Source organism: Paenirhizobium selenitireducens ATCC BAA-1503 (assembly GCF_900492185.1).
GTDB classification, from domain to species: domain Bacteria; phylum Pseudomonadota; class Alphaproteobacteria; order Rhizobiales; family Rhizobiaceae; genus Allorhizobium; species Allorhizobium selenitireducens_A.
On sequence record NZ_UEYP01000009.1, the window covers coordinates 47,051 to 72,851 of the forward strand.

General features: G+C 60.9%; 26 protein-coding genes. 12 read left to right on the top strand and 14 right to left on the bottom strand.

Annotated elements, in window-relative coordinates; genetic code table 11:
• The first annotated feature begins 39 nt into the window (after positions 1 to 39).
• Together RHIZ70P_RS15625 and RHIZ70P_RS15630 are read left to right on the top strand one after the other, a co-directional pair.
• Positions 40 to 273 carry a DUF1674 domain-containing protein gene (locus RHIZ70P_RS15625; RefSeq protein WP_115671409.1) on the top strand — a complete coding sequence of 78 codons (234 nt, stop codon included), beginning with the start codon at positions 40 to 42 and terminating at the stop codon, positions 271 to 273.
• Between the two features lie 87 nt (positions 274 to 360).
• Positions 361 to 783 carry a thermonuclease family protein gene (locus tag RHIZ70P_RS15630; RefSeq protein WP_235842248.1) on the top strand — a complete coding sequence of 141 codons (423 nt, stop codon included), beginning with the start codon at positions 361 to 363 and terminating at the stop codon, positions 781 to 783.
• A gap of 160 nt (positions 784 to 943) precedes the next feature.
• Here the strand turns inward: RHIZ70P_RS15630 and acs are convergent, their stop codons facing one another.
• Positions 944 to 2,896, bottom strand: coding sequence for an acetate--CoA ligase (gene acs, locus RHIZ70P_RS15635; RefSeq protein ID WP_115671410.1), 1,953 nt, complete (start codon positions 2,894 to 2,896; stop codon positions 944 to 946).
• A gap of 237 nt (positions 2,897 to 3,133) precedes the next feature.
• Here acs and RHIZ70P_RS15640 point away from each other — a divergent pair, with 237 nt between their 5' ends.
• A complete protein-coding gene (locus RHIZ70P_RS15640; protein WP_115671411.1) occupies positions 3,134 to 3,835 on the top strand; it encodes a DUF1013 domain-containing protein in 702 nt (233 codons plus the stop codon).
• Between the two features lie 68 nt (positions 3,836 to 3,903).
• On the opposite strand, the gene RHIZ70P_RS15645 is transcribed toward RHIZ70P_RS15640, so the two are convergent.
• Together RHIZ70P_RS15645 and RHIZ70P_RS15650 are read right to left on the bottom strand one after the other, a co-directional pair.
• Positions 3,904 to 5,814, bottom strand: a complete 1,911-nt coding sequence (locus tag RHIZ70P_RS15645; RefSeq protein ID WP_115671412.1) for a propionyl-CoA synthetase — start codon at positions 5,812 to 5,814, stop codon at positions 3,904 to 3,906.
• A 142-nt stretch (positions 5,815 to 5,956) separates the two neighbouring features.
• Positions 5,957 to 6,616: a YggS family pyridoxal phosphate-dependent enzyme gene (locus RHIZ70P_RS15650; RefSeq protein ID WP_115671473.1), complete on the bottom strand. Its 660-nt coding sequence runs from the start codon at positions 6,614 to 6,616 to the stop codon at positions 5,957 to 5,959.
• Positions 6,617 to 6,816: 200 nt separating this feature from the next.
• Between RHIZ70P_RS15650 and leuS the strand changes: the two genes are divergently transcribed.
• Genes leuS through holA form a run of 3 tightly spaced genes read left to right on the top strand, consistent with a single transcriptional unit; the run spans position 6,817 to position 11,015 of the window.
• A complete protein-coding gene (gene leuS / locus RHIZ70P_RS15655; protein WP_115671413.1) occupies positions 6,817 to 9,444 on the top strand; it encodes a leucine--tRNA ligase in 2,628 nt (875 codons plus the stop codon).
• A complete protein-coding gene (lptE, locus tag RHIZ70P_RS15660; protein WP_235842249.1) occupies positions 9,434 to 9,955 on the top strand; it encodes an LPS assembly lipoprotein LptE in 522 nt (173 codons plus the stop codon). The genes leuS and lptE overlap by 11 nt, the downstream gene beginning before the upstream one ends.
• A 13-nt stretch (positions 9,956 to 9,968) precedes the next feature.
• On the top strand, positions 9,969 to 11,015 hold the full coding sequence (gene holA, locus RHIZ70P_RS15665) for a DNA polymerase III subunit delta (RefSeq protein ID WP_115671414.1): 1,047 nt from the start codon (positions 9,969 to 9,971) through the stop codon (positions 11,013 to 11,015).
• A gap of 5 nt (positions 11,016 to 11,020) precedes the next feature.
• Here the strand turns inward: holA and RHIZ70P_RS15670 are convergent, their stop codons facing one another.
• From RHIZ70P_RS15670 to RHIZ70P_RS22810, 9 genes are all read right to left on the bottom strand, one after another.
• Positions 11,021 to 11,902 carry a ParB/RepB/Spo0J family partition protein gene (locus RHIZ70P_RS15670; protein ID WP_115671415.1) on the bottom strand — a complete coding sequence of 294 codons (882 nt, stop codon included), beginning with the start codon at positions 11,900 to 11,902 and terminating at the stop codon, positions 11,021 to 11,023.
• 32 nt (positions 11,903 to 11,934) lie between these two features.
• The gene (locus RHIZ70P_RS15675; RefSeq protein WP_115671416.1) at positions 11,935 to 12,729 is read right to left on the bottom strand and encodes a ParA family protein; all 795 of its coding nucleotides are present in this window, start codon (positions 12,727 to 12,729) and stop codon (positions 11,935 to 11,937) included.
• A complete protein-coding gene (gene rsmG, locus RHIZ70P_RS15680; RefSeq protein WP_115671475.1) occupies positions 12,726 to 13,364 on the bottom strand; it encodes a 16S rRNA (guanine(527)-N(7))-methyltransferase RsmG in 639 nt (212 codons plus the stop codon). The genes RHIZ70P_RS15675 and rsmG overlap by 4 nt, the downstream gene beginning before the upstream one ends.
• A gap of 17 nt (positions 13,365 to 13,381) precedes the next feature.
• Positions 13,382 to 15,256 (bottom strand): tRNA uridine-5-carboxymethylaminomethyl(34) synthesis enzyme MnmG, encoded by a 1,875-nt coding sequence (mnmG, locus tag RHIZ70P_RS15685; protein WP_115671417.1) that lies wholly within the window; start codon positions 15,254 to 15,256, stop codon positions 13,382 to 13,384.
• A gap of 65 nt (positions 15,257 to 15,321) precedes the next feature.
• On the bottom strand, positions 15,322 to 16,644 hold the full coding sequence (gene mnmE, locus RHIZ70P_RS15690) for a tRNA uridine-5-carboxymethylaminomethyl(34) synthesis GTPase MnmE (RefSeq protein ID WP_115671476.1): 1,323 nt from the start codon (positions 16,642 to 16,644) through the stop codon (positions 15,322 to 15,324).
• Between the two features lie 114 nt (positions 16,645 to 16,758).
• On the bottom strand, positions 16,759 to 18,024 hold the full coding sequence (gene rho / locus RHIZ70P_RS15695; RefSeq protein WP_115671418.1) for a transcription termination factor Rho: 1,266 nt from the start codon (positions 18,022 to 18,024) through the stop codon (positions 16,759 to 16,761).
• Between the two features lie 201 nt (positions 18,025 to 18,225).
• Positions 18,226 to 18,762 carry a protoporphyrinogen oxidase HemJ gene (gene hemJ / locus RHIZ70P_RS15700; RefSeq protein WP_115671419.1) on the bottom strand — a complete coding sequence of 179 codons (537 nt, stop codon included), beginning with the start codon at positions 18,760 to 18,762 and terminating at the stop codon, positions 18,226 to 18,228.
• Positions 18,763 to 18,766: 4 nt separating this feature from the next.
• On the bottom strand, positions 18,767 to 19,801 hold the full coding sequence (hemE, locus tag RHIZ70P_RS15705; RefSeq protein ID WP_115671420.1) for a uroporphyrinogen decarboxylase: 1,035 nt from the start codon (positions 19,799 to 19,801) through the stop codon (positions 18,767 to 18,769).
• Positions 19,798 to 20,076, bottom strand: a complete 279-nt coding sequence (locus RHIZ70P_RS22810) for a hypothetical protein (protein WP_147294009.1) — start codon at positions 20,074 to 20,076, stop codon at positions 19,798 to 19,800. Before RHIZ70P_RS22810 ends, hemE begins: the two co-directional genes overlap by 4 nt.
• A 127-nt stretch (positions 20,077 to 20,203) precedes the next feature.
• On the opposite strand from RHIZ70P_RS22810, the gene RHIZ70P_RS15710 reads away from it, so the two are divergent.
• From RHIZ70P_RS15710 to dnaQ, 5 genes are read left to right on the top strand one after another with little or no spacing between them, the layout of a single operon-like run.
• On the top strand, positions 20,204 to 21,025 hold the full coding sequence (locus RHIZ70P_RS15710) for a pyruvate, water dikinase regulatory protein (protein ID WP_115671421.1): 822 nt from the start codon (positions 20,204 to 20,206) through the stop codon (positions 21,023 to 21,025).
• Between the two features lie 38 nt (positions 21,026 to 21,063).
• The gene (locus tag RHIZ70P_RS15715; RefSeq protein ID WP_115671422.1) at positions 21,064 to 21,663 is read left to right on the top strand and encodes a Maf-like protein; all 600 of its coding nucleotides are present in this window, start codon (positions 21,064 to 21,066) and stop codon (positions 21,661 to 21,663) included.
• The gene (locus RHIZ70P_RS15720) at positions 21,656 to 22,519 is read left to right on the top strand and encodes a shikimate dehydrogenase (RefSeq protein WP_115671423.1); all 864 of its coding nucleotides are present in this window, start codon (positions 21,656 to 21,658) and stop codon (positions 22,517 to 22,519) included. The genes RHIZ70P_RS15715 and RHIZ70P_RS15720 overlap by 8 nt, the downstream gene beginning before the upstream one ends.
• Positions 22,516 to 23,121, top strand: a complete 606-nt coding sequence (gene coaE, locus RHIZ70P_RS15725; RefSeq protein WP_115671424.1) for a dephospho-CoA kinase — start codon at positions 22,516 to 22,518, stop codon at positions 23,119 to 23,121. The genes RHIZ70P_RS15720 and coaE overlap by 4 nt, the downstream gene beginning before the upstream one ends.
• Complete coding sequence (dnaQ, locus tag RHIZ70P_RS15730) at positions 23,114 to 23,812, top strand: DNA polymerase III subunit epsilon (protein WP_115671425.1); 699 nt, start codon at positions 23,114 to 23,116, stop codon at positions 23,810 to 23,812. The genes coaE and dnaQ overlap by 8 nt, the downstream gene beginning before the upstream one ends.
• A 66-nt stretch (positions 23,813 to 23,878) precedes the next feature.
• Here dnaQ and secB read toward each other — a convergent pair whose 3' ends face one another.
• Together secB and RHIZ70P_RS15740 are read right to left on the bottom strand one after the other, a co-directional pair.
• Positions 23,879 to 24,355, bottom strand: coding sequence for a protein-export chaperone SecB (gene secB / locus RHIZ70P_RS15735; protein WP_115671426.1), 477 nt, complete (start codon positions 24,353 to 24,355; stop codon positions 23,879 to 23,881).
• A 90-nt stretch (positions 24,356 to 24,445) separates the two neighbouring features.
• Positions 24,446 to 24,943, bottom strand: coding sequence for an FxsA family protein (locus tag RHIZ70P_RS15740; protein ID WP_115671427.1), 498 nt, complete (start codon positions 24,941 to 24,943; stop codon positions 24,446 to 24,448).
• A 155-nt stretch (positions 24,944 to 25,098) separates the two neighbouring features.
• Here RHIZ70P_RS15740 and RHIZ70P_RS15745 point away from each other — a divergent pair, with 155 nt between their 5' ends.
• Positions 25,099 to 25,797, top strand: coding sequence for a Tim44/TimA family putative adaptor protein (locus RHIZ70P_RS15745; RefSeq protein WP_115671428.1), 699 nt, complete (start codon positions 25,099 to 25,101; stop codon positions 25,795 to 25,797).
• Positions 25,798 to 25,801: the final 4 nt, after the last annotated feature.

Sequence of the window (25,801 nt, forward strand, 5' to 3'; positions counted from 1 at the left end):
CCCCAGCCAAGTTTCAATGATCGCCGGAATGAATCGGACATGAGCGCAAACGCCGACAATGACAATCTACGGACCGCACCGGACCTGCCAGACGCCGAACAGCCGCCGCGCAAGCCGCTGACCGAAGCGGCCAAGCGTGCCCTGGCCGAAGCGGAGGAACGCCGGAGGGCCGAGCAGAAGGCGGAGCCTGCGCCGGAAATCGGCGGACGCGGCGGCGCCGATCCGGCCCGCTTCGGCGACTGGGAGATCAAGGGGCGGGCGATCGACTTCTGATCTGAATAAAAGCCTATTGATAAGCGCGCATGATAGGAATATGTTCCACGCATGCGCAATCGCCCTTTCCATGCCACGATATGCATATTGGCCCTCCTGGGCACGGTCTTCACCGGTCGGCAGAGCATGGCTGCGGAAAAGATCGCCGGCCCGGTCGCGGCCGAGCTGATCCGGGTGATCGACGGAGACACGGTGCTGGTGAGTGCCATGCCCTGGCCGGACCATCACGTGACGACCTATGTGCGGCTGCGCGGCATAGACGCGCCGGAACTGAAGTCCCGCTGCCCGGCGATCCGCAACGCGGCGGAGCGGGCCCAGTCAACGCTCACCAGCCTGCTGAACGCCTCCCCCGTCGTCGCACTCTCCGACATATCGGGCGACAAGTATTATGGCCGCGTCGTCGCGGCGCTCACGCTTGCCGACGGCAGCGATCCAGCCGAAGCCCTGCTCTCCGCCGGTCTGGTCGACCCCTACCGGGGTGGACGAAAGAAGGCCGTCGCCTGCCCGTAAAGGGAGGCGGCACAAGCGGCGCGTACCTGAAAGCAATGGCGAGCTGCGCCGGGGCGGTGAGACTATGGCGTCGCGGCGCGATCGGATGCTGAGGCCTTCAAACGGCAAAGGCCCCTCCGAATGAACGGAGAGGCCTTCTCGTTTGCAGTGACAGACGCGGTCAGGCGTTCTTGTTCTGCCGGTTGGCGATCAGGTCGTCGACGACGCCGGGATCGGCCAGGGTCGAAGTATCGCCCAGCGCGCCGAAATCGTCCTCGGCGATCTTGCGCAGGATGCGGCGCATGATCTTGCCGGAGCGGGTCTTCGGCAGGCCGGGTGCGAACTGGATCTTGTCCGGCGTCGCGATCGGCCCGATCTCCGAGCGCACATGCTTGATCAGTTCCTGGCGAAGGGCTTCGTCGCCCTCGTGCTCCGCCATCAGGGTGACGTAGCAGTAAATGCCCTGGCCCTTGATGGCATGCGGATAGCCGACGACCGCAGCCTCCGAGACAAAATGGTGCGATACGAGCGCCGATTCCACCTCGGCCGTGCCGAGGCGGTGGCCCGAGACGTTGAGCACGTCGTCGACGCGGCCGGTGATCCAGTAATAGCCGTCCTCGTCGCGGCGGCAGCCGTCGCCGGTGAAGTACTTGCCCTTGTAGGTGGAGAAATAGGTCTCGGCGAAGCGATGGTGATCGCCGTAGATCGAGCGAGCCTGGCCCGGCCAGCTATCGGTGATGCAGAGATTGCCGTCGGTGGCACCCTCCAGCACGTTGCCCTCGTTGTCGACGAGCTGCGGCTTGACGCCGAAGAAGGGCAGGGTGGCCGAACCGGGCTTGAGATCGGTCGCGCCCGGCAGCGGCGAAATCAGGATGCCGCCGGTTTCGGTCTGCCACCAGGTATCGACGATCGGCGACTTCTGCTCGCCGACGACGTTGTAATACCATTCCCAGGCTTCCGGATTGATCGGCTCGCCGACCGAGCCGAGCAGGCGCAGCGAGGAGCGCGACGAGCGCTTGACGAACTGGTCGCCGGCCCCCATCAGAGAGCGGATCGCGGTCGGTGCGGTATAGAAGACATTGACCTTGTGCTTGTCGATCACTTCCCAGAAACGACCCTGGTCGGGGAAGTTCGGGACGCCTTCGAACATCAGCGTGGTGGCGCAATTGGCGAGCGGTCCGTAGACGATGTAGGAGTGGCCGGTGACCCAGCCCACGTCCGCGGTGCACCAGTAGATTTCGCCGTCCTTGTAGTCGAAGACATATTCGTGCGTCATCGAGGCGTAGACGAGATAGCCGCCGGTGGTGTGAACCACGCCCTTCGGCTTGCCGGTCGAGCCGGAGGTATAGAGGATGAACAGCGGATCTTCCGCCTTCATCTTGACCGGCGGGCAGTCCGGCTTCGCCTTGGCGGTTTCCTCGTGGTACCAGAGGTCACGGCCCGGCGCCCAGCCGATCTTGCCGCCGGTGCGGCGCACGACCAGAACCTTGTTGACGATCACATACTGCTTGGCGGCGATGTCGATCGCGGTGTCGGTGTTTTCCTTGAGCGGAACCGGCTTGCCGCCACGCAGGCCCTCGTCGCAGGTGATGACGAAGGTCGATTCGCAGTCGACGATGCGGCCGGCGAGCGCGTCCGGAGAGAAGCCGCCGAACACCACCGAATGGATTGCACCGATGCGGGCGCAGGCCAGCATCGCATAGGCCGCTTCCGGGATCATCGGCATGTAGATGGTGACGCGGTCGCCCTTCTTGACGCCCTGGTCCTTGAGCACGTTGGCCAGGCGGCAGACGTTGTCGTAGAGCTGGTTGTAGGTAATTTTCTTGTCGATATAGGGATTGTCACCTTCCCAGATGATCGCGGTGCGTTCGCCATGGGTCTTCAGGTGCCGGTCGATGCAATTGTAGGAGACGTTGGTAAGGCCGTCCTCATACCACTTGATCGACACCTTGCCCTTGAAATTGGTGTTCTTCACCTTGGTATAGGGCTTGAACCAGTCGATCCGCTTGCCGTGCTTGTCCCAGAATTTTTCCGGGTTCTCGATGCTCTCTTCATACCACCGCTGGTATTTGTCCTTGTCGATCAGGGCACGGCTTTTTGCCGATTTGAGCACCGGATAGATCTTGGCTGACATGAACACCTCCTCATGTTGACGCGCCAACTATTCTTCAGGCCGCAGGCACTCCTCCCGAGACCCCTGTGCGTCATTCATAGCAGCTAAAGAGGCTACAGCAATTAGACAAAGGTCATTCGCAAGCAGGTGAATTGCATTCGTCGCCTTTTGGAGATATATAGCCGTTGATTTCCGGAAATTGTGGTTGAGACCCACGGCCCGCGGCTCCCGGCGCGGACGCAGAGAAGGATTGTTTCCATGGCTCAGACATTGCTCATGCCGAAGGCGACGGCCGTATGGCTGGTCGACAACACCGCGCTGTCATTCGACCAGATCGCGCAGTTCTGCAAGCTTCATCCGCTGGAGGTGAAGGCGATCGCAGACGGCGAAGCAGCGCAGGGCATCAAGGGTCTCGATCCGATCGCCACCGGCCAGCTTTCGCGCGATGAAATCGCCAGGGCCGAGAAGGATGTCAACTACAAGCTGAAGCTCTCCGAGCCTAAGGTTCGCGTTCCCGACAGCAAGCGCCGCGGCCCGCGCTACACCCCGGTTTCCAAGCGGCAGGATCGCCCCAACGCCATTCTCTGGCTGGTGCGCAACCATCCCGAACTGAAGGACGCGCAGATTTCGCGCCTCGTCGGCACGACCAAGTCGACGATCGAGCAGATCCGCGACCGTACCCACTGGAACTCGACCAACCTGACGCCGATGGATCCGGTGACGCTTGGCCTGTGCAGCCAGATCGATCTCGACATGGAAGTGGAAAAGGCCTCCAAGGGCCGTCCGTTGCCGACCGCCGCCGAACTCGGCGCCACACTCCAGGCCGCCAGCGAGACCGAGAACCTCGGCTTCAGCTACGAGCGCGAGGAGGAGAAGGAAATCGACGCCAACGCCGTCTTCGCCAAGCTCAAGTCTCTGAAGTCGGATCGTACCGAAGACGAAGACGACGATCGCTTCTGATCCATGGATCGCATCCAAAAATTAAGCCCCGGTCAGTTCACGAACCGGGGCTTTTTCTTGCGCAGCGTTTACTTGGCCATGCCGTGCTGCTTCAAGACGACCGTGATCTCGTCGAGGATCGCCGGATCATCGATCGTCGCCGGCATTTTCCACGGCATGCCGTCGGCGATCTTTTGCATCGTGCCGCGCAGGATCTTGCCGGAGCGGGTCTTCGGCAGTCGCTCGACCTTCATCACGTTCTTGAAGGCGGCAACCGGGCCGATCTCGTCGCGGACCAGCTGGACGATCTCGCGCTCGATCACCTTGAAGTCGCGGTTGACGTTGTGCTTCAGCACCAGGAAGCCGCAGGGGATCTGGCCCTTCAACTCATCGGCGATGCCGATGACGGCGCATTCGGCGACATCCGGATGCATCGCGCAGACTTCCTCCATTGCCCCGGTCGACAGGCGGTGACCGGCGCAGTTGATGATGTCGTCGGTGCGCGCCATGACGTAGACATAGCCATCCTCGTCGACAAGGCCGGCATCGGCCGTCTTGTAGTAGCCCGGGAACTCCTCGAGGCAGGACGAACGAAACCGCTCGTCGGCATTCCAGAACGTGACCAGGCAGCCGGGCGGAAGCGGCAGCTTGACGACGATGTTGCCGAGCGTGCCGCGCGGCACCGGATGACCGGCGTCGTCCAGCACATCGATCGCATAGCCCGGCATGGCGACGGCCGGCGAGCCGTACTTGACCGGAAGCAGGCCGAGACCGGCGGGGTTCGCGGCCACCGGCCAGCCCGTTTCCGTCTGCCACCAATGGTCGATGACCGGGACATCGAGGATCTTCTCAGCCCATTTGATGGTTTCGGTATCGGCGCGCTCGCCGGCGAGGAAGAGCGCGCGCAGGCCGGAGGTGTCGTGCTTGCGAGCAAACTCGCCGTCCGGATCGTCGCGGCGGATGGCGCGGAAGGCGGTCGGCGCGGTGAACAGCACCTTGACGTCATGGTCGGCGACGACGCGCCAGAACGTGCCGGCATCCGGTGTTCCGACCGGCTTGCCCTCGAACAGGATCGTGGTATTGCCGGCAAGCAGCGGCCCGTAGACGATATAGGAATGGCCGACGACCCAGCCGATGTCGGACGCGGCCCAGAAGACCTCGCCCGGCTTCACGCCGTAGATGTTTTCCATCGTCCAGGCGAGCGCGACCATATGGCCGCCATTGTCGCGAACGACGCCCTTCGGCTGGCCGGTCGTGCCCGACGTGTAGAGGATATAGAGCGGATCCGTTGCCGCAACGGGCTCACAGGCGACCTGTGTACCATTGACCTTCTCGACCTCGACAGCCTTGGCGAGATCGACGTCGCCATGCTCGTAGCGAAGCGCAGCGTGATGTTGATCGCGCTGGAAGACGAAGGAATATTCCGGCTTGACCTGGGCCATGTCGATGGCGTGGTCGAGAAGCGGCTTGTAGGGAACGACACGTCCCGGTTCCAGGCCGCAGCTGGCGCTGATCACCGCCTTGGCATTGCAGTCGTCGATGCGGATGGCAAGCTCATGCGCGGCGAAACCGCCGAACACCACGGAATGGATCGCGCCGATGCGGGCGCAGGCGAGCATGGAAAACACCGCTTCCGGGATCATCGGCATGTAGATGATGACGCGGTCACCCTTGCCGATGCCGTGGTTCTTCAGAACCGCCGCAACGGCCTGTACCTCGGTGAGCACTTCGTCATAGGTGAAGCTCTGTTTCGCCCCGGTCATCGGGCTGTCGTAGATGATTGCCTTCTGCGTGCCACGGCCGGCAGCGATCTGGCGGTCCAGACAGTTGTGACAGGTATTGGTCTCGGCACCCGCGAACCAGCGGCCATAGACGCCGGCCTCAGCATCGAACACCTTGTCGGCGGGCTTGAACCAGTCGAGCCTTTCAGCCTGGGCCTTCCAGAATCCCTCAGGATCGCCCATCCATGATTGATAGGTTTCCAGATATTTGCCCTGCATGAATTCCTCCCGATGCGACGCAAGACCATCTGCGTATTTTGCCGCAATAGTAAGGAGCAGGCCTGCATCTGGAAAGTAGACGAAAGCGTTATGCCCGCAGCGGTTGCGGGCGCTCGCAAGACGGTTGGTCTTCAGGCCGCGCTCAGCGCGCCCCGAAGACCGCCGATCCGACCCGGACACTCGTCGCGCCGAAGCCGATCGCCGTTTCGAAATCGCCGGACATGCCCATCGACAGTTTGTCCACGCCATTCTCCGCGGCGAGCTTGGCCAGCAAGGCGAAATGCGGGCCCGGATATTCATCGGCCGGGGGGATGCACATGAGACCCTCGATCGGAAGGCCGATCTCGTCTCGGCACAGCGAGAGGAAGGCGGGGACATCGTCGGGGGCTATCCCGGCCTTCTGCGGTTCCATGCCGGTGTTCACCTGTACATAGAGACGCAAGCTGCGGCCCTGTCGTTTCATCTCCTCCGCAAGCGCGCGGGCAATTTTCTCACGATCAACGGTTTCGATCACGTCGAACAGCGCGACCGCGTCGGCGGCCTTGTTCGACTGCAACGGGCCGATCAGATGCAATTCGATGCCGTCGGTCTCCTGCCTGAGACCCGGCCATTTCGCTTGCGCTTCCTGGACGCGGTTCTCGCCGAAGACGCGTTGCCCGGCGGAAATCACCGGGCGGATCTGATCGGCGTCGAAAGTCTTGGAAACGGCAACCAGCTGAACGGAATCCGGCTTACGTTCGGCTTCGACGGTCGCCTTTTTCACCCTGGAGCGTATATCGGCCAGTCTCTGTTCAATCGTCATCATCATACTCGTCCGGATTCTAGCGTCGAAACCCATCATCGCCCCGGTCCCGGCCACCAGACAGACGGCGAAGCGATGCTCTCTCCATGGCTTGTAGCAGCGACCGGCAAATCGCCGCAATGGGCTGCGAAACTTGACGCTTGGCCGGTTTCGTGGTGAAGGTCGGCGCATCCTTCCTAGCTATTCCGGAAATGCGAAATATGGCCACCGAACGTTACAATCCGCGCGACGCCGAGCCCCGCTGGCAGGCGAAATGGTCCGAAGCAGGCGTCTTCGTCACCGACAATAACGACAAGCGCGAAAAGTATTACGTCCTCGAGATGTTCCCCTATCCGTCGGGCCGCATCCATATGGGCCATGTGCGCAATTATGCCATGGGCGACGTGGTTGCGCGCTACAAGCGCGCCCGCGGCTATAATGTCCTGCATCCGATGGGCTGGGACGCGTTCGGTATGCCGGCGGAAAACGCCGCCATGCAGAACAAGGTTCACCCGAAGGAGTGGACCTACCAGAACATCGCCACCATGCGGGGCCAGCTGAAATCGATGGGCCTGTCGCTCGACTGGTCGCGCGAGTTCGCCACCTGCGATGTCGAATACTACCACCGCCAGCAGTATCTCTTCCTCGACATGATGGAGAAGGGGCTGGTCTATCGCAAGCAGTCCAAGGTGAACTGGGACCCGGTCGACCATACCGTGCTTGCCAACGAACAGGTCATCGAAGGGCGCGGCTGGCGTTCCGGCGCGCTCGTCGAGCAGCGCGAGTTGACGCAATGGTTCTTCCGCATCACCGACTTCAGCCAGGACCTGCTCGACGCGCTGGATACGCTCGACCAGTGGCCGGAAAAAGTGCGGCTGATGCAGAAGAACTGGATCGGCCGCTCGGAAGGCCTGACACTGCGCTGGGAGATCGCCGGGTCAGCCCCGGCAGGTCATTCCGAGGTCACCGTTTACACCACCCGTCCCGACACCCTGTTCGGCGCCTCCTTCCTGGCAATCGCCGCCGACCATCCACTGGCCAAGGCGGTTGCGGAAGGCAATGCCGAGATTGCCGCCTTCTGCGACGAGTGCCGTCGCGCGGGCACCTCGCTGGCGGCGCTGGAAACGGCCGAGAAGAGAGGCATGGATACCGGCGTCAAGGTTCGCCATCCCTTCGACGCGTCGTGGGAGCTGCCGGTCTATGTCGCCAATTTCGTCCTGATGGACTACGGCACCGGCGCGATCTTCGGCTGCCCGTCGGGCGACCAGCGCGACCTCGATTTCGCCCGCAAGTATGACCTTCCGGTGGTGCCGGTGGTCATGCCGAAGGACGGCGACGCCGCAACCTTTACGGTCGGCGATACCGCCTATGACGGCGACGGCGTGATGATCAATTCGCGCTTCCTCGATGGACTGGACACGGAAGGGGCCTTCAAGGTCGTCGCGGACCGGCTCTCTCAGACCATGCTCGGCAATGCGCCGCAGGGAGAACGCAAGGTGCAGTTCCGCCTGCGCGACTGGGGTATTTCGCGCCAGCGCTACTGGGGCTGCCCGATCCCGGTCATCCATTGCGAGGCTTGTGGCGTCGTGCCCGTGCCGAAAAAGGATCTTCCGGTCAAGCTGCCGGACGATGTGACTTTCGACGTGCCCGGCAATCCGCTGGATCGCCACGCGACCTGGCGCCATGTCGCCTGCCCGCAATGCGGCAAGGATGCGCGCCGTGAAACCGACACCATGGATACCTTCGTCGATTCCAGCTGGTACTTCGCCCGCTTCACCGCGCCGCGCGAAGATCTCCCGACGGTTCCGGCGATCGCCGACCACTGGCTTCCGGTCGACCAGTATATCGGCGGCATCGAGCACGCGATCCTGCACCTGCTCTACTCGCGCTTCTTTACCCGCGCCATGCGCGAGACCGGCCATGTCAACCTCAGCGAACCGTTCAAGGGCCTGTTCACCCAGGGCATGGTTGTGCATGAGACCTACAAGCTCGGTTCCGGCGCCCACGGACAATGGGTCGCGCCGGCCGACATCCGCATCGAGGAAGTCGATGGCGCGCGACGCGCCGTGCTGCTCGAGACCGGTGAGGAAGTGACGATCGGCTCGATCGAGAAGATGTCGAAGTCGAAGAAGAACGTCGTCGACCCGGATGACATCATCGCCTCTTACGGCGCCGACACGGCCCGGTTCTTCGTCCTGTCCGACTCGCCACCCGATCGCGACGTGATCTGGTCGGAAGCCGGCGTCGAGGGCGCGCATCGTTTCGTCCAACGCGTCTGGCGGCTGATTTCCGAAGCGTCCGAGGCAATGTCCTCGGTTGCGGCGAATCCGGCTAAAGAGGGTGCAGCCCTTGCCGTTTCCCAGGCTGCGCATCGCACGCTGGCCGCCGTGCAGGGCGATTACGACAAGCTCGCCTTCAACAAGGCGGTTGCCCGCATCTACGAACTCGTCAATGCGCTCGCCGGCCCGCTGACCGAAGTCGCCAATGGCAAGGTCGATGCGCCCATGATTGCTGCCGTGAAGAACGCGACAGAGATCCTGGTGCAGCTGATCAGCCCGATGACGCCGCATCTGGCGGAGGAATGCTGGCGCGTCCTCGGCCGCGAAGGACTGGTGGCCACCGCGACCTGGCCCGCATTCGATCCGGACCTGCTGCAGCTTGACGAAGTCATCCTGCCGGTTCAGATCAATGGCAAGAAACGCGCTGAATTGACAATCGCCCGCGACGCGGACCAAGATGCGGTAAAGGAAGCGGTTCTCGCACTCGACACCGTGAAATCGGCCCTGAACGGGCAGGCTCCGAAGAAGATCATCGTCGTTCCGTTGAGGATTGTGAACATTGTCGTCTGACCCCTTCCGCGTTCCGGCTCGCCGGACCAGCCTGCTGATCTGCCTCGGCCTGTCGATGCACCTGGCTTCGTGCCAGGTGCGCCCTCTCTATGACGACACGGCAGCGACCCGCGAGAACCTCGGCGCCATCGCCTATTCGGACGCCGATGATCGGGTCGAACTGGAGGTTCGCAACCAGTTGATCTTCATGACCGGGGGAGGGACGGGTGAACCCGCAGCGCCGCAGTATAGGGTTGACCTCAAGGTCGAGTCCGATCTGACCGGCGTCATGCTCGAGCAGTCGTCCGATACGGCCAGGGCCGGACGAGTCACGGTCTCGGCCGACTACACGCTGGAACGGGTCTCGGACAATACCGTGCTGAAGGCCGGTCATCGCCAGGTGGTATCCCTGGTCGACTTTCCCGCCCAGGAATTTGCCAAGCTGAGGGCAGTGCGCGATGCCGAGAACCGCGCGGCGCGCGAACTTGCCGAACTGATCCGCGCCGATCTCGCCATGGTTCTCGGGCGCTGAGGGCGCCCGGATCATGGTCGAGGTCAAATCCCACGAATTCGAAGGCTTTCTGCAGAAGTCGGTCAAGTTCTACCGGATCTTTGTGATCTATGGGCCGGACCGCGGCCTGGTGGCGGAACGGGCGGCCCAGATCGCCGCAGCGACAGGGATAGACCTGGCCGACAGTTTCGCGCTGACACGGCTCGATGTCGGCGACATTACCTCCGATCCGGGGCGGCTGATGGACGAGGTCAACGCCCTCGGCCTCTTCGGGGGAGACAAGGTGGTGTGGGTTCGCGGCGCTGCCAATGAAAAGGCTCTGGTCGACGGATTGCAGATCATCGCCGAAACGCCGCCTGAGAGCTGCACGGTGATCATCGAGGCGGGAGACCTGAAAAAGGGTTCTGCGCTGCGCAAGGTGGCCGAACCGGCGCGGACCGTGGCAATTGTCCCCTGCTATCAGGACGACGCCAAGGCACTGAATGCCCTGATCGATTCAGAACTTTCCGCCGCTGGCCAGCGGATCACCCCGGCGGCACGGCAATTACTGGCGGAATCATTGGGCGGCGACCGCATCGCGTCGCGCAACGAAATCCGTAAGCTTCTGCTCTATTGCCTGCATGAACCGATGATCGACGAATCTCACGTTACGGAAATCATCGGCGATGCCAGCGCAATCTCCACCGATGAAGTGGTCGACGCCGTTCTGTCCGGCGAACCGGATGCCTTCCTTCACGCCATACAGAAGATCGTCACGTCCAAGACGCCCGTCTTCCTGGTGCTGCAATCGTGCATGCGGCAATTCCAGCAGCTGGAACTGATGCGGATCGAAATGGAGGAACGCCAGCAACAGGCCGGCCAGGTCATGCAATCGCATGGACGCGGCATTCACTTCCGCCGCAAGCCGATCATCGAGCGCGCACTGCGCAACTGGACGTCGAAGGATCTGGGCCGCGAGGCAAGCCGCATCCAGTCGACCATCTTGCAGAGCCGCCAGAAAGCGGCCCTGGAGGACAATCTGGCCATGCAGACGCTGCTGTCCTCCACGCTGCAATCGGCGCGACGCAACCGTCGCGCCTGACTGCGTTAGCCCCGCCCCTCGAGAAGGCGGCAGATCTCTTCCAGCTGCTCCAGGCTCTGATAGGTGATCTTGATCTGACCGCCGCTGCCCTTGTGATTGATGGCGACCGCCAGCCCCAGGCGATCCGTCAAGCTGCGCTCGAGCGCCACGGTATCCGAATCCTTCGGCTCGCGGGGCTCAGCAGGAGGGGCATTCTGCGCCTTGATATGAGTCTGGGCGAGCTTTTCCGCATCTCGCACAGAAAGGCCCTTCGCGGCAATGGTTCTGGCCAGGGTCACGGGATCCGGCGTCGAAACAAGCGCCCGGGCATGGCCTGCCGATAGGCTACCCTCCGCCAGCATATCGCGCACCGGTTCGGGCAGCTTCAGCAGGCGAAGGCTATTGGCGACGTGGCTGCGGCTCTTGCCGATGATTTCTCCGAGATCGTTCTGGGTGTAACCATGCTCGGCGATCAGCTGTTCGTAGCCGAGCGCCTCTTCGAGCGGGTTGAGGTCGGCACGCTGGACATTTTCCACGATCGCCAATTCGAGCGCGGTGCGATCGTCCACATCGCGAACGATCACGGGGATCTCGACCAGCCCGGCGAGTTGCGCCGCACGCCAGCGTCGTTCGCCGGCTATGATTTCAAACCGATCCTTGTCGCGTGTCCGCACCACGACCGGCTGGACGATGCCGTGTTGGCGAATGGAGCCGGCAAGGTCCTGCAACTCCGCCTCATCGAAATAACGACGGGGGTTCTTCGGGTTGCGAGCGACGAATTCGATGGGCACCGAACGGTCAGGATTGACGCTCGGACGGCTGTCACCGACCGGCAGCGGCTGGTCCATCTCGCCGATCAGGGCGGCCAGTCCCCTGCCGAGGCGCCGCTTGGAAAGATCGTCACTCATATATTATACTCCATAACAACCAACGCCGGCCGCTACGCTGCCTTGCGTTGTCTTTCGCGCTGAATAACCTCCGAGGCCAGCTGCAGATAGGCCTGGCTGCCGGCACATTTCAGATCGTAGAGGATGGCCGGCTTGCCATAGGACGGCGCCTCGGAAACACGGACATTGCGGGGGATCAGCGTCGTATAGACCTTTTCTCCCAGATGCATCCGCACGTCGCTGACGACCTGTTGAGCCAGATTGTTGCGAACATCGAACATGGTCAGCACAATCCCCTGGATATCGATGGACGGATTGACCGTCTGACGCACCTGGTTGATCGTTTCGAGCAGTTGGCTGAGCCCCTCCAAGGCAAAGAATTCGCATTGCAATGGCACCAGAACTGAATGGGCCGCCGCCATGGCATTCATCGTCAGGAGATTGAAGGAGGGCGGGCAATCGACCAGTACATAGCTGTAGCGGCGCGCCTCTTCGGTATTGAGCGCCTTCTTGAGCCGGAAGACACGATCCGGCTGTTGGGCGATCTCCATTTCGAAACCGAGCAAATCAAGCGTCGAGGGGACGATAGCCAGGTTGGGCACGGCCGTATCCAGTGCCGCTTCAATGACCGAATGGGTCCCGACCAAGACATCATAGGAGGACAGCTTGCGATCCCGACGATCAATGCCCAAACCCGTGCTGGCATTGCCCTGCGGGTCAAGGTCGACGATCAGAACGCGCTCGCCGATCGCCGCGAGCGCCGTGGCCAGATTGATCGCGGTCGTCGTCTTGCCGACGCCACCCTTCTGGTTCGCAATGGTGATGATCCGATTTTTCTCGAGAGTCATTCCGCACCTGCCGCTGGTTGACTAAGGCGCCGAATTTTCGCCAGCTCCAGGATGACGGAGTCAGGCTCGATGGCACTCTGGTGTACTATCAGATCGAAGCCCCACCGACCACGGGCTTTCTCGATTTCCTGCTGGTAATCCCGACCTTTGTGGAAGTAGCAGCGGAGCAGAGGATTGCGCACCGCCCATGGTTCCGCAAGATCGAGCAAATGCTCGAGTTCGGCCAGCGCTCTGGCGGAAATGGCATCGCATTCCGGCAGTTTCGTTTGCGCATCCTCGATCCGGATGGCGTGAACGGCACCCCGAGCACCAGTCTCGGTGATCGCCATGCGAAGGAAACTGGCCTTCTTATGGTTGCTCTCCACCATGTCGACCCAACCAGCACCTCGTTCCGCCAGCAGTATTGCGGTGATGACGCCGGGGAAACCGCCGCCGCTTCCGAGGTCGATCCAATGTTTCGGTCCCGGAGCAATTTTGAAGATCTGAGCGCTGTCGGCGATGTGTCGTTCCCAGAGATTATCCTTGGTGGACGGTGCGACGAGATTGATTGTTCGCGCCCATTTCTGGAAGAGACTCGCAAAACGATCGAAGCGTTCGAGCGTTTCACGTGAAACGTTTACACCGACAACCTCCATGAAATCGTTCTTCTTCATCATCCCGTCCTGCGCATTGGCTCGGCTTTCCTCAGGCAGGCGATCAACAGCGAAACGGCGGCCGGCGTCATGCCATTGATCTTCTTCGCCTGAGCGACCGACCACGGGCGGGCGGCGGTCAATTTCTGCTTAAGCTCGTTCGACAGTCCGGGCAATTCCGAATAGTCAAACTCAGCTGGAATGCGACGGTCTTCTTCACTCATCACGTCAGAAATATCAGCGGTTTGTCGAAGGATGTAATTCGAATAGAGAGCATCGATCGAAACGCCAGCTGCGACCGTGTCCGGGACATTGCGGAGATGCGGCCATATGCGGCACACATCGGACCAGCCGAGGTCCGGATAGGAGAGTAGCTCACGCCCGGTCCGGCGTTTCCCATCCTGGTTTACCGAAATGCCCGCGCTCAGCGCCTCGACCGGCGTAACAGTCAGCTCTTCGAGCTCCGCATATGTCGATATACGCTGCGACGCATAACTGCTGAATCGCGAGGCTCGTGGACTTCCCACGCAACCAAGCTCTATGCCGAAGGGAGTCAGTCGCATATCCGCATTGTCGGCACGCAGGGAAAGCCTATATTCGGCCCGCGACGTAAACATGCGGTAGGGCTCGGTCACCCCCGCACTCGTCAAATCATCGATCATCACGCCGATATACGACTGTGTTCTGCTGAACACGACTCCGTCGTCGCCACCAGCGAGCCGAGCGGCATTGATCCCCGCAACCAAGCCCTGGGCTGCCGCCTCTTCATAGCCGGTGGTGCCATTGATCTGGCCGGCGAGGAAGAGCCCCTGAATTTTCTTCACTTCGAGCGTGGGCTGGAGCTCTCGAGGATCGACATAATCATACTCGATCGCGTAGCCGAATTGCAGAATCTGCACATCCTCCAGTCCGGGGATGGACCGAATATACGCCTTCTGCACCTCTTCGGGAAGAGAGGTGGAAATTCCGTTGGGATATACAGTATCGTCATCCAATCCCTCGGGCTCGAGGAAGATCTGGTGACCATCTCTGTCGCCAAATCGCATGATCTTATCCTCGATAGAAGGACAATAACGCGGTCCAATACCTTCAATCTGACCAGAATACATGGCGGAAAGGTGAATATTGTCACGGATGATCTTGTGCGTTTCTTCCGTTGTTCGGGTTATACCGCAGCTTATCTGCGGAGTATCAATCCGATCGGTCATGAAGGAAAATGGTATCGGGTCCGAATCGGCTTCTTGCCGCTCAAGGTTACCCCAGTGGATTGTCTTGCCGTCCAGGCGAGCCGGCGTACCGGTCTTCAGTCGCCCCATCTTCAGTTCCGCCGCGGCGAGTCCGGCACTGAGACCCAGGGACGGAGCCTCCCCGATGCGGCCAGCCGGAATCTTCCGATCACCGATGTGAATAAGGCCACGCAAGAAGGTGCCGCTGGTCAGAACCGCAGCGCGACAGCCAAATTCCCGTCCACCAGCCAGGGTCACCGCACACACGGCACCAGCCTTGTCGACCGAAAAGGATGCGACGTCGCCCTCGATGATCTGGAGGTTGTCCAACTCCGCCAGGGCGGCCTGAACGGCTAGACGATAGAGCTTGCGGTCGGCTTGCGTGCGAGGACCCCAGACCGCGGGGCCCTTGCGCCGGTTCAGCATGCGGAACTGGATGCCGCCACGATCCGCGCACCGACCCATGACGCCATCCAGCGCATCGATCTCCCGCACCAGATGGCCCTTGCCAAGGCCGCCGATCGCCGGATTGCACGACATGGCACCGATGGTATCCGCGCGATGCGTCAGCAAGGCAACATTCGCGCCCATGCGGGCAGCAGCAGCGGCCGCCTCCGTCCCGGCATGGCCGCCACCAATGACGAGCACATCAAAGCTCTTGTCTGTCATCTCAGTCCTCAACCGTTAATCAAGACTTCCAACGCGCCCAGCGCATTGGTCCTGTTTCACGTGAATCACTTGCCGACGCAGAATTCGGAAAAGATCTTCCCGAGCAACATTTCCACATCGATGCGACCGGTTATCCGCGCCAGGGCGTCTGACGCCCGCCGAAGATGCTCGGCGCGCATCTCAAGGCCCAGATGGGTATCGGCAATCGCCCGACGGACCTCCTGAAGCGCCTCGTTAAGCTGCTGTCCATGCCTCAGGCGACTCGGAATCGCAAGGGAAAACGCCCCCACCCTCGCCTCGACATGGGAAAGGACCTTCCGCTTCAGGTCGTCAATCCCCACCCCCGAAGCGCTGGACACCAGAATATCTCCGGTCGGTTTCATATCCGAATCGATCATAAGATCACATTTGGTGAGCACCCGGATCACCGGCAATCCGGCGGGCACCTCGACGAAATCAACGAGTTCCGAACCATCGCTCAACGAGAGAACCAGATCCGCTTCCTCCATCTTGGCCAAGGCCCGACGGATTCCCTCACGCTCTACCGGCTCGGCAGTCTCGCGAAGGCCGGCGGTGTCGTAGAAGTGAACCGCAAACCCGCCTATATCGAGCTCAATATGCAGGATATCGCGCGTGGTCCCTTCATATTCCGTGACGATAGCCACATCGCGCCCGGCCAACGCATTGAGAAGGCTGGATTTTCCCGCGTTCGGGCGCCCCGCGATCACCACCTTGAAACCGTCGCGGATAATCTCTCCGGTCTTGAGGTTCGCCAGTGCGCGCTCTAGTTGTCCGGCAAAGTCGTGCATATCGGCCCATACGCGTTCCGATACCGATCCTGGAATATCTCCTTCGTCGGAAAAATCCAGCTCCGCCTCGATCATCGCACGGGCCTCGACGAGCTTCGCCCGCCATGTCTCATACACCGCAGACAAGCCGCCGCTGCTTTGTTCGACGGCAAGACGCCTTTGCATCTCCGTATCGGCCGCCAGAAGGTCCGAGAGCCCTTCTATCTCGACGAGATCCAGTTTCCCATGCTCGAAGGCGCGTCGGGAAAATTCCCCGGCCTCGGCCATCCGGCAATTGTCAAAGGAACCCAGTTCCTCCAGCACGATACGGATCAGTGCACGTCCACCGTGAAGATGAAGCTCGAGGCAATCCTCGCCGGTAAACGAATGCGGGGCCGGAAACCACAGCACCAGCGCCTGATCGAGCATTAAACCGTTGCGGGAACGAATCGAACGAAGGGCGGCCCGCCGAGGCTCGGGCAGTCTCCCCGCCAGTTCCTGGCATATCGCGCCGACCATTGCTCCGCTGATGCGCACGATTGCCACACCCGAGGGCAGGGCGCCGGACGACAAAGCAAAGATTGTTTCCCGGACAGTCATGCGCATGAAGATCGTCCTCATATCCCATCGCGGAGTTCGATACGGAAGCGAATCGAGCGGCAGTGTGAACCGCCGCTCGCCGAATACTCATCAATGGCCCGACGGAACGCCGGCTCAGGTGTTCATCGAGTCGAAGAAGTCGCCATTGTTCTTGGTCTGCTTGAGTTTGTCGATGAGGAACTCGATCGCATCGGTCGTGCCCATGGGAGCCAGGATGCGACGCAGGACAAAGATCTTCTGCAGATCCTGACGCGGCACGAGCAGGTCTTCCTTGCGGGTACCGGATTTCAGAATATCCATCGCCGGGAAGATGCGCTTGTCGGCGACCTTGCGGTCGAGCACGATTTCCGAGTTGCCGGTGCCCTTGAACTCTTCGAAGATGACTTCGTCCATGCGGCTGCCGGTATCGATCAGCGCCGTCGCAATGATCGTCAGCGAACCGCCTTCCTCGATGTTACGGGCCGCGCCGAAGAAGCGCTTGGGCCGCTGCAGGGCGTTGGCGTCGACACCGCCGGTGAGGACCTTGCCGGACGACGGCACGACCGTGTTGTAGGCGCGACCGAGACGCGTGATCGAGTCGAGCAAGATAACCACGTCGCGGCCGTGTTCGACCAGGCGCTTTGCCTTCTCGATCACCATTTCGGCGACCTGCACGTGGCGAACGGCAGGCTCGTCGAAGGTCGAGGAAACCACCTCGCCGCGCACCGAGCGCTGCATGTCGGTCACTTCTTCCGGGCGCTCGTCGATCAGCAGGACGATGAGGTAGCATTCCGGATGATTGGCCGTGATGGAATGGGCGATGTTCTGCAGGAGAACGGTCTTACCGGTACGGGGCGGAGCGACGATCAGTCCGCGCTGGCCCTTGCCGAGCGGCGCGACCAGGTCGATGACTCGGGCAGACAGATCCTTTGACGTCGGAACGTCAAGTTCCATCTTGAAGCGCTCGTTCGGGTAGAGCGGCGTCAGATTGTCGAAATGAACCTTGTGGCGGATCTTTTCCGGATCCTCGAAATTGATGGTGTTGACCTTCAACAGGGCGAAATAGCGCTCACCCTCCTTCGGCCCGCGGATCGGCCCCTCGACGGTATCGCCCGTCTTCAGGGAGAAGCGGCGGATCTGCGAGGGCGAGATGTAGATGTCGTCCGGACCCGGCAGGTAGTTGGCATTGGCCGAGCGAAGGAAACCGAAGCCATCCTGAAGGACCTCGACGACGCCTTCGCCGATGATCTCCACATCCTGGGCAGCCAGCATCTTGAGAATCGCGAACATCAATTCCTGTTTGCGCATCGTGCTGGCGTTCTCGACTTCCAGCGATTCGGCAAAGGTCAGGAGATCGGTAGGCGACTTGCTCTTGAGTTCTTGTAGCTTCATTTCAGCCATGAAGATGGACCACGTTCTTCTGATTATTTTTTAAGGGGATGGCGAGCCGGTTGAATTCGGTACGATCGCGAGGGCCGCAAATGACAGAATGTTACGCAAGCCGAGAAGATGAGATTGCGGGAAAATAGCGATTCAGCCATTTGCCCGCAAGCGAAAAGCAAAATTGGCCGAAAATAATGCCGAAGCCGAGGACGGAGCGTCTCAGAACGGCTTGACGACGACGAGAATGACGATGGCAATCATCAGCAGCGTCGGAACTTCATTCATCAGCCGCCAGAAACGGGCATTGCCGACATAGTCGCCGCGGCCGAACGCCTTCACCGATTTGGCAAAGTATCCGTGCACGCCGGAAAGAACAAACACCGCCGCCAGCTTGGCATGCAGCCAGCCGCCCTGGAACTGGTAGACACTCCAGGCGATGTAGAGGCCAAGTACCCACGAAACAACCATGGCGGGATTCATGATCACCTTCATCAGGCGTTCCTCCATGATGCTGAAGGTGCGGGCCTGGTCCGAATCCGGCTTGCAATCACCGTGGTAGATGAACAGACGCGGCATGTAGAGCATGCCGGCCATCCACGAGATGATGGCAATCACATGCAGCGCCTTGATCCAGGGATAGGCCGCATCGTCGCCGAACACCACGATCGCAAGAGCGATCGCCCCGAAGAACACCAGCGCTGTTGCCGCCTTTTTGGCCGCCCTCCGTCCGGGTGCCGCATCCGTCTGCCGTTCCATGACCCTAATCCTTCATGCCGCGCACGCGCCGGACAAGGGCCGTCACGTTTTCCGGATCCGCCTGGGGCGTAATGCCGTGGCCGAGATTGAAGATCAGCGGACCATGCCCGAGCTTGTCCAGGATTCGATCAATCCCTTCCTCGAGCGCCCGACCTCCCGCGACGACGCGCATCGGATCGAGATTGCCCTGCACCGGTCCGTCCTTTTGCAGTTCCGCTGCAAAACTCAACGGCACCGTCCAATCGAGCCCGATGGCATCAGCACCGGTCTTCTGCCGATAATCTTTCAACAACAGGCCGGCCCCCTTGGCGAAGGCGATGACCCGAGCGCCGGGTCTCTGTGCCTTAACCGAAGCAATGATCCGCGCCATCGGCCGCGTGCAATATCTGTCGAACTCTTCCTCCCCCAGCACACCGGCCCAGGAATCGAAGATCTGGACAGCATCCGCGCCGGCATCGATCTGGGCGACCAGATAGGTGGCAGACATATCGGCCAGCAAATCGAGAAGATGGTCGAACGCTTCCGGATCACGATAGGCGAACAGGCGGGCGGGGGCCTGGTCGGGTGTACCGTGTCCGGCAATCATATAGGTGGCCACCGTCCAGGGCGCGCCACAGAAGCCGAGCAACGTCGTCTCCCCTGGCAGTTCCCGACGCAGCCGCCGCACCGTTTCGATCACCGGTTCCAGATGCGCCATGAAACCATCGGCCGCCAGATTGCGAATGCCGTCCGCATCGATCGGGTCCATCTGCGGCCCGTGTCCTTCCGTGAAACGCACATTGCGCTTCAGGGCATCGGGAATGACGAGAATGTCCGAAAACAGGATCGCCGCATCGAAGCCATAGCGACGAATAGGCTGGAGCGTTACCTCGACGGCAAAGTCGGGCGTGTAGCAGAGATCGAGAAAGCTCCCGGCCTCTGCGCGGGTCTTGCGATATTCCGGAAGGTAGCGTCCCGCCTGCCGCATCAACCAGATCGGCGGTGGGGTCACTGTCCTGCCATTCAGAACTTCGAGAATCTTGCGTTCGCTACCGCTCAAGGCACCTGCCCTCTTAAAAAAGAAAAGATAATTGAATCTTCTTCTATTTCTAAGAGTCTGTGGCTATCAAGGATTAAAGCTGTTCCACAGACAAACCCCAGCTTTGCCTCACCTCCCAAGAGATAAGGAAGAATCTCAGCGGTTTGGCTGAGCAGTTGGGCAAAAGCCGATAAACTGATAAAATACAAAGGCTTTTTCAGGCCGGGCCAAAACGGCATCCTGTGGATAAAGGTTGAACAAGTCGGGGGCAGATGCGGCTTCTTACCACAATCCACAGATGCCTCCGAAACCTTCCCGGCGGGCAAGGGGTGTGGACAAGTCGGCACTTTTCCCCTTGCCCCGTCATGCCCGGCACCGCTACCTCTGTTTGTCACGACTTATCAACAGGCGATCGAGAAGAACGTGGAGAACCGGAAAAACTTCTTTCATCTCCATCTGATTTCTGACTCCACGGGAGAGACTCTCATATCGGCTGGCCGTGCCGCGGCGGCGCAATTCAAGGCGTCCAACGCCATTGAGCATGTTTATCCCCTGATCCGCTCCAAGCGGCAGCTTCTGCCGGTTCTTCAGGCCATCGACGAGGAGCCGGGGATTGTCCTCTATACGATCGTCGATCCGGACCTTTGCAATCTCTTGGAGACCACCTGCCGGGAAATGGGCGTGCCGAGCGTCAACGTGCTCGCGCCGGTGATCGAGAAGTTCCAGACCTATCTCGGAGCACCTTCGCGTGGACGGGTGGGCGCGCAACATGTCCTGAATGCTGAATATTTCGCCCGGATCGAAGCGCTCAACTTCACCATGGACCACGATGACGGCCAATCCGCCGAGGATTACGACGCTGCCGATGTCGTCATCATCGGCATCAGCCGCACCTCGAAAACGCCGACGAGCATCTATCTGGCGAACCGCGGCATCAAGACGGCGAATATCCCGATCGTCGTTGGAGTGCCGCTTCCCGACAGCCTGATGCGCGCCAAGAGGCCGCTGATCGTGGGATTGATCGCAACCTCCGACCGCATTTCCCAAGTGCGGGAAAACCGGGAACTCGGCGCGACGCCAGGCTATGACCGCAGCGATTACATCGATCGCGCGACCATCGCCGAGGAACTGAAATATGCGCGCATGCTCTGCGCTCGCAACAATTGGCCGATCATCGACGTGACCCGGCGCTCGATCGAGGAGACCGCAGCCGCCATCGTTGCCCTTCGATTGAAGCTGCGTTAAGCCGATTCCAGCGGATAGTCTTTCAGGAATGCTGTGCCATGACCGATACACTGGTTCTCGCCTCCGCGAGCCCGTCACGCCGAAAGCTGATGGAAAATGCCGGACTGGTTTTTAAAGCGGTTGCGGCCAATGTCGACGAACGTGCCATAGAGCAGGAGCTTGTCCCCAGGGCCCTCGGGCCTGGCGACTTGGCAATTGAGCTTGCGGCGGCAAAGGCACTGGAGGTCAGCCGTCGTTTTCCAGCCGCCCTGGTCATCGGCTGCGACCAGACCATGTCGCTTGGAGAGCGGGTCTTCCATAAGCCTGCGGACCGCGCCGAAGCGAGATCGACCCTTTGCGCCCTGCGCGGCCGGGAGCACCGCTTGAACAGCGGTATCGTGCTTGCGCGCGAGGGCAGGGAACTGTGGCGTCACCTGTCGACAGCAGACCTCAGCATGCGCACGTTTTCTGACGCGTTTCTCGAAAGCTATCTGGAGCGCTGCGGAGAGAAGGTGATGGAAAGTGTCGGCTGCTACCAGCTGGAGGGGATCGGAATCCAGCTATTCAATTCGATCACCGGCGATTACTTCACCATTCTCGGCCTGCCGCTGCTTCCGTTGCTGGAGCAGCTGCGCGCCCTGGGAGAGCTTGATGGCTGATTCACGTGAAACAGTTAACCATCACGCCTTCGTCGTAGGTTTCCCGATCAAGCACTCGCGCTCTCCGCTGATCCACGGTCATTGGTTGAAGACACTCGGCATCGCCGGTAGTTACGAAAAGATCGAGGTAGCACCGGAGGACTTTGCAGGCTTTGTCGCCAATCTGAAGAGCGGCGCGCTTGGTCTCTGCGGCGGCAACGTCACCATCCCGCACAAGGAGTCGGCCTTTCGGCTCGCCGATGCAACGGATGCGCTGACCGATGAACTCGGAGCTGCCAACACCCTCTGGCTCGAGGACGGCCGGCTTAAGGCGACCAATACGGACGGTCTCGGCTTCCTTGCCAATCTCGACGACCGCCGTCCGGGATGGGATCGCGACGCCAAACGGGCGATCGTCCTGGGTGCCGGCGGTGCTAGCCGGGCTATCATCCAGGCGCTCCGGGAACGCGGCTTCCAGGAAATCCATGTGGTCAATCGCTCGCTAGACCGGGCTTTGGAACTTGCGCACCGCTTCGGTCCGCGGGTGCATGGACACGGGATGGAAGCTTGCGCCGAGGTCATGCAAGGAGCCGAGTTCTTCGTCAATACGACATCACTGGGTATGGCGGGGTCTCCGGCGCCGACACTGCCCTTTCGCACCTTGGCGCCGAACGCTGTCGTGACGGATATCGTCTATGTGCCGCTGAAAACCGAGTTTCTCGCCCAGGCCGAGTGGGTGGGTCTGGCGACCGTTGACGGTCTGGGCATGCTGTTGCACCAGGCCGTGCCCGGTTTTGAAAAGTGGTTCGGCCAGCGGCCGGTCGTCGACCAGTCGCTTCGTGAGCTGATCATCGCTGATCTGAAGGAGCATCCATGATCGTTGTCGGCCTCACAGGATCGATCGGCATGGGTAAGTCGACGACGGCAGGCCTGTTTGCCGAGCAGGGTATAGCCGTGAACGATGCGGACACCGTGGTCCACGAGCTATATCGCGGCGAGGCCGTGGAGCCGATCGGCCGGCTTTTTCCCGACGCTGTCAGGACAGGCCTGGTCGATCGACGTGTCCTGGCTGAGAATCTGGCAAAGAATCCGGCTAAGTTTAAAGAACTCGAAGCGATTGTCCATCCGCTGGTGCGCAAGAGGGAAGAACGCTTTTTGGCCGAGCAGCGGGCGGCCGGTGCGGACATGGTGGTGCTGGATATACCGCTGCTGTTTGAAACCGCCGGCGCGGATCGGGTCGATGTGGTCATTGTCGTCAGCTGTGACGCGGACATTCAGCGTCGGCGCGTGCTCGAAAGGCCGGGAATGACGCCGGAGAAATTCGAAATGATCTTGTCGCGGCAGCTCCCTGATGCTGAGAAGCGACGGCGCGCGGATTTCGTCATCGATACAGGTCACGGGATAGAGGCGGCACGCCAGCAGGTCGTGGAAGTCGTGGCGGAGATACGGGCTGGGAAGGGAAGAAAATCGGATGCGTGAGATCGTCTTTGACACGGAAACCACGGGCCTCGAATTCAAGAACGACCGGGTGATCGAAATTGGCGGGATCGAACTGCTGAACCATTTCCCGACCGGCCGCAGTTTCCATGTCTACATCAACCCGGGCGACCGACGGGTGCATCCCGACGCGCTTGCCGTGCACGGCATCACCGACGAGTTCCTCAAGGACAAGCCGACCTTCGATCAGATCGTCGACGAGATGCTTGAGTTTTTCGACGGCGCACGGTGGGTGGCCCACAACGCTACCTTCGACATGAGCTTCATCAATGCCGAATTCGAGCGGCTGCGCCGGCCGCCGGTGCCGAGCGAACTGGTCGTCGATACGCTGGCGCTTGCGCGCCGCAAGCACCCGATGGGACCGAACTCGCTCGATGCGCTCTGCCGGCGCTACGGCATCGACAATTCGCACCGCACCAAGCACGGCGCGCTGCTCGACTCCGAACTGCTGGCCGAAGTCTATATCGAGATGCTCGGCGGCCGGCAGGCGGCCTTCGGTTTGATGCCGGTGGAAGAGGGTCGCGCCCGAGGCGGAGAGGAGATCGAGGTGATCGATGTCAGCTATGAGCGACCGCGCGCCCTGCCGCCGCGTATTTCCGCCAGTGAGCGGGAGGGCCACGTGGCGCTGGTCGCCCGCCTCGGAGAAAAGGCGATCTGGGCCAAATACAACTGACCTAGCGGCCAGCAAAAAGGCCCGGACAAGCCGGGCCTTCTGGACTTCCTGCCTGATCCTTGAGGATCAGTTCGGTACGGCCTGAACCTTGGCCCGGGTCTGTTCTTCGGCGACGCGCTGGGCGAACATCTGGGCGAAATCGATCGGATCGATCAGCAGCGGCGGGAAGCCGCCATTGCGGGTCGCGTCGGCGATGATCTGGCGGGCGAACGGGAAGAGCAGGCGCGGGCACTCGATGAAGAGGACCGGCAGCATGTGTTCCTGGGGGAAGCCGGTGACGCGGAATACGCCGCCATAGACGAGCTCGGCCGCGAACAGAACCTTGTCGCCGTCCTTGGCTTCGGCGTTGAGCGCGAGCACGACGTCGAAATCGGAATCCGACAGAGGATTGGCGTTGACGTTGACGTTGATGTTGATCGCCGGGGCCTTGTCGCGCGCTTGCAGCGAACGCGGCGCGCCGGGATTTTCAAAGGAAAGATCCTTGATGTACTGGGCAAGAATATTGAGGGAAGGGCTTGCAGTTCCCTGATCGTCGTTGGCCATAGGGCGTTCCTCGCGGCTGGATTTGGTGACGCCATCTAACATTTCACCACCGGCCTTACAACCCTCGAGCAGCCGGGCTGGGAGCGTGTCTCAGTCCTTCTGCTCATCATCGACAGACCAGGGCGAAGACCGGTTCGGATCGTGGCGGTAGTCCCTCTCGTCCAGGTCGATCACTGTCGATCGCGGTGAAGCCTCTCCGTTGGCCGAGGACCGATAGGTGAAGCGGCTTTCACGCATCACCGTCACATGCGGCCTCACCAGCGACCAGGCAAAATCACGTACGAAAGGCAAGAAAAGCAGGATACCGACGATGTCGGTCAAGAAGCCGGGGATGATCAGCAGGAAGGCAGCGATGACGATCATCGCGCCGTGCACGATCTCGCGCGCCGGGTTCCGTCCGTCTTGGCTCTCCGTCTGCAGGCGCCGCAATATCCCGGCACCCTGGACCCGCAGCAAGGCAAGCCCGACAATGCCCGAAAGCACCGTCAAGCCGACGGTCGCCAGGACACCGACATATTTGCCGACAATGACGAAGGCGGCAATCTCCGCGAGCGGCAGAAGAAGTAGGATCGCCAACGGCATGCGCATGAAGTTGCTCCGGTTCGAATTCGCAACTGGCGGATAAAGCCAGGAAGGGGACGTATCGGCATTTCAAAGAAAGCCGATTGGCTATTTGAATGATCCGCATTCGCAGACTATATGGGTGACACGACCGAGAATTTAAACAAGGCCGACCGATTGCCATGGGCTCCAACGATTTCGTCACTCTCTTTTTTCTGGTTGCCGCTGTTCTGATCTTCTTGCAGCTGCGCAGCGTGCTGGGTCGTCGGACAGGCAATGAAAAGCCCCCTTTCGATCCCTATAGCCCCCGTGATCTGGCGAAGGGGCCGGGAAGCGATGATGGCAAGGTGGTGACGTTGCCGAAGCGCGACGAGGCCGGCGGCGACGAGCGCTTTGCCGCCATCGATGCCTTTGCCAAGCCCGGTACCGCGCTTAACACGTCGCTGCGTGAGCTCACCCAGCACGATCCCAACTTCAATCCGAAGGAGTTTCTCAACGGCGCCCGCATGGCCTACGAGATGATCGTGATGGCCTTTGCCGACGGTGATCGCAAGACCTTGAAGAACCTCCTGTCGCGGGACGTCTTCGAGGGTTTCGAGGCGGTGATCGCCGATCGCGAATCCCGCGGTGAGGTTGTGAAGTCGACCTTCGTCGGCATCGAGAAGGCGGAGATCACCCAGGCCGCGGTGCGCGACAATGAGGAGCAGATCACCGTCCGCATCATTTGCCAGCTGATCACGGCAACCTATGACAAGGCCGGAACGCTGATCGACGGTGACGCGGAACAGGTGACCGAAGTCAACGACCTGTGGACCTTCGCCCGCGATATCCGTTCGCGCGATCCGAACTGGAAGCTGGTTGCAACCGAAGCCGATGCGTGAGGCC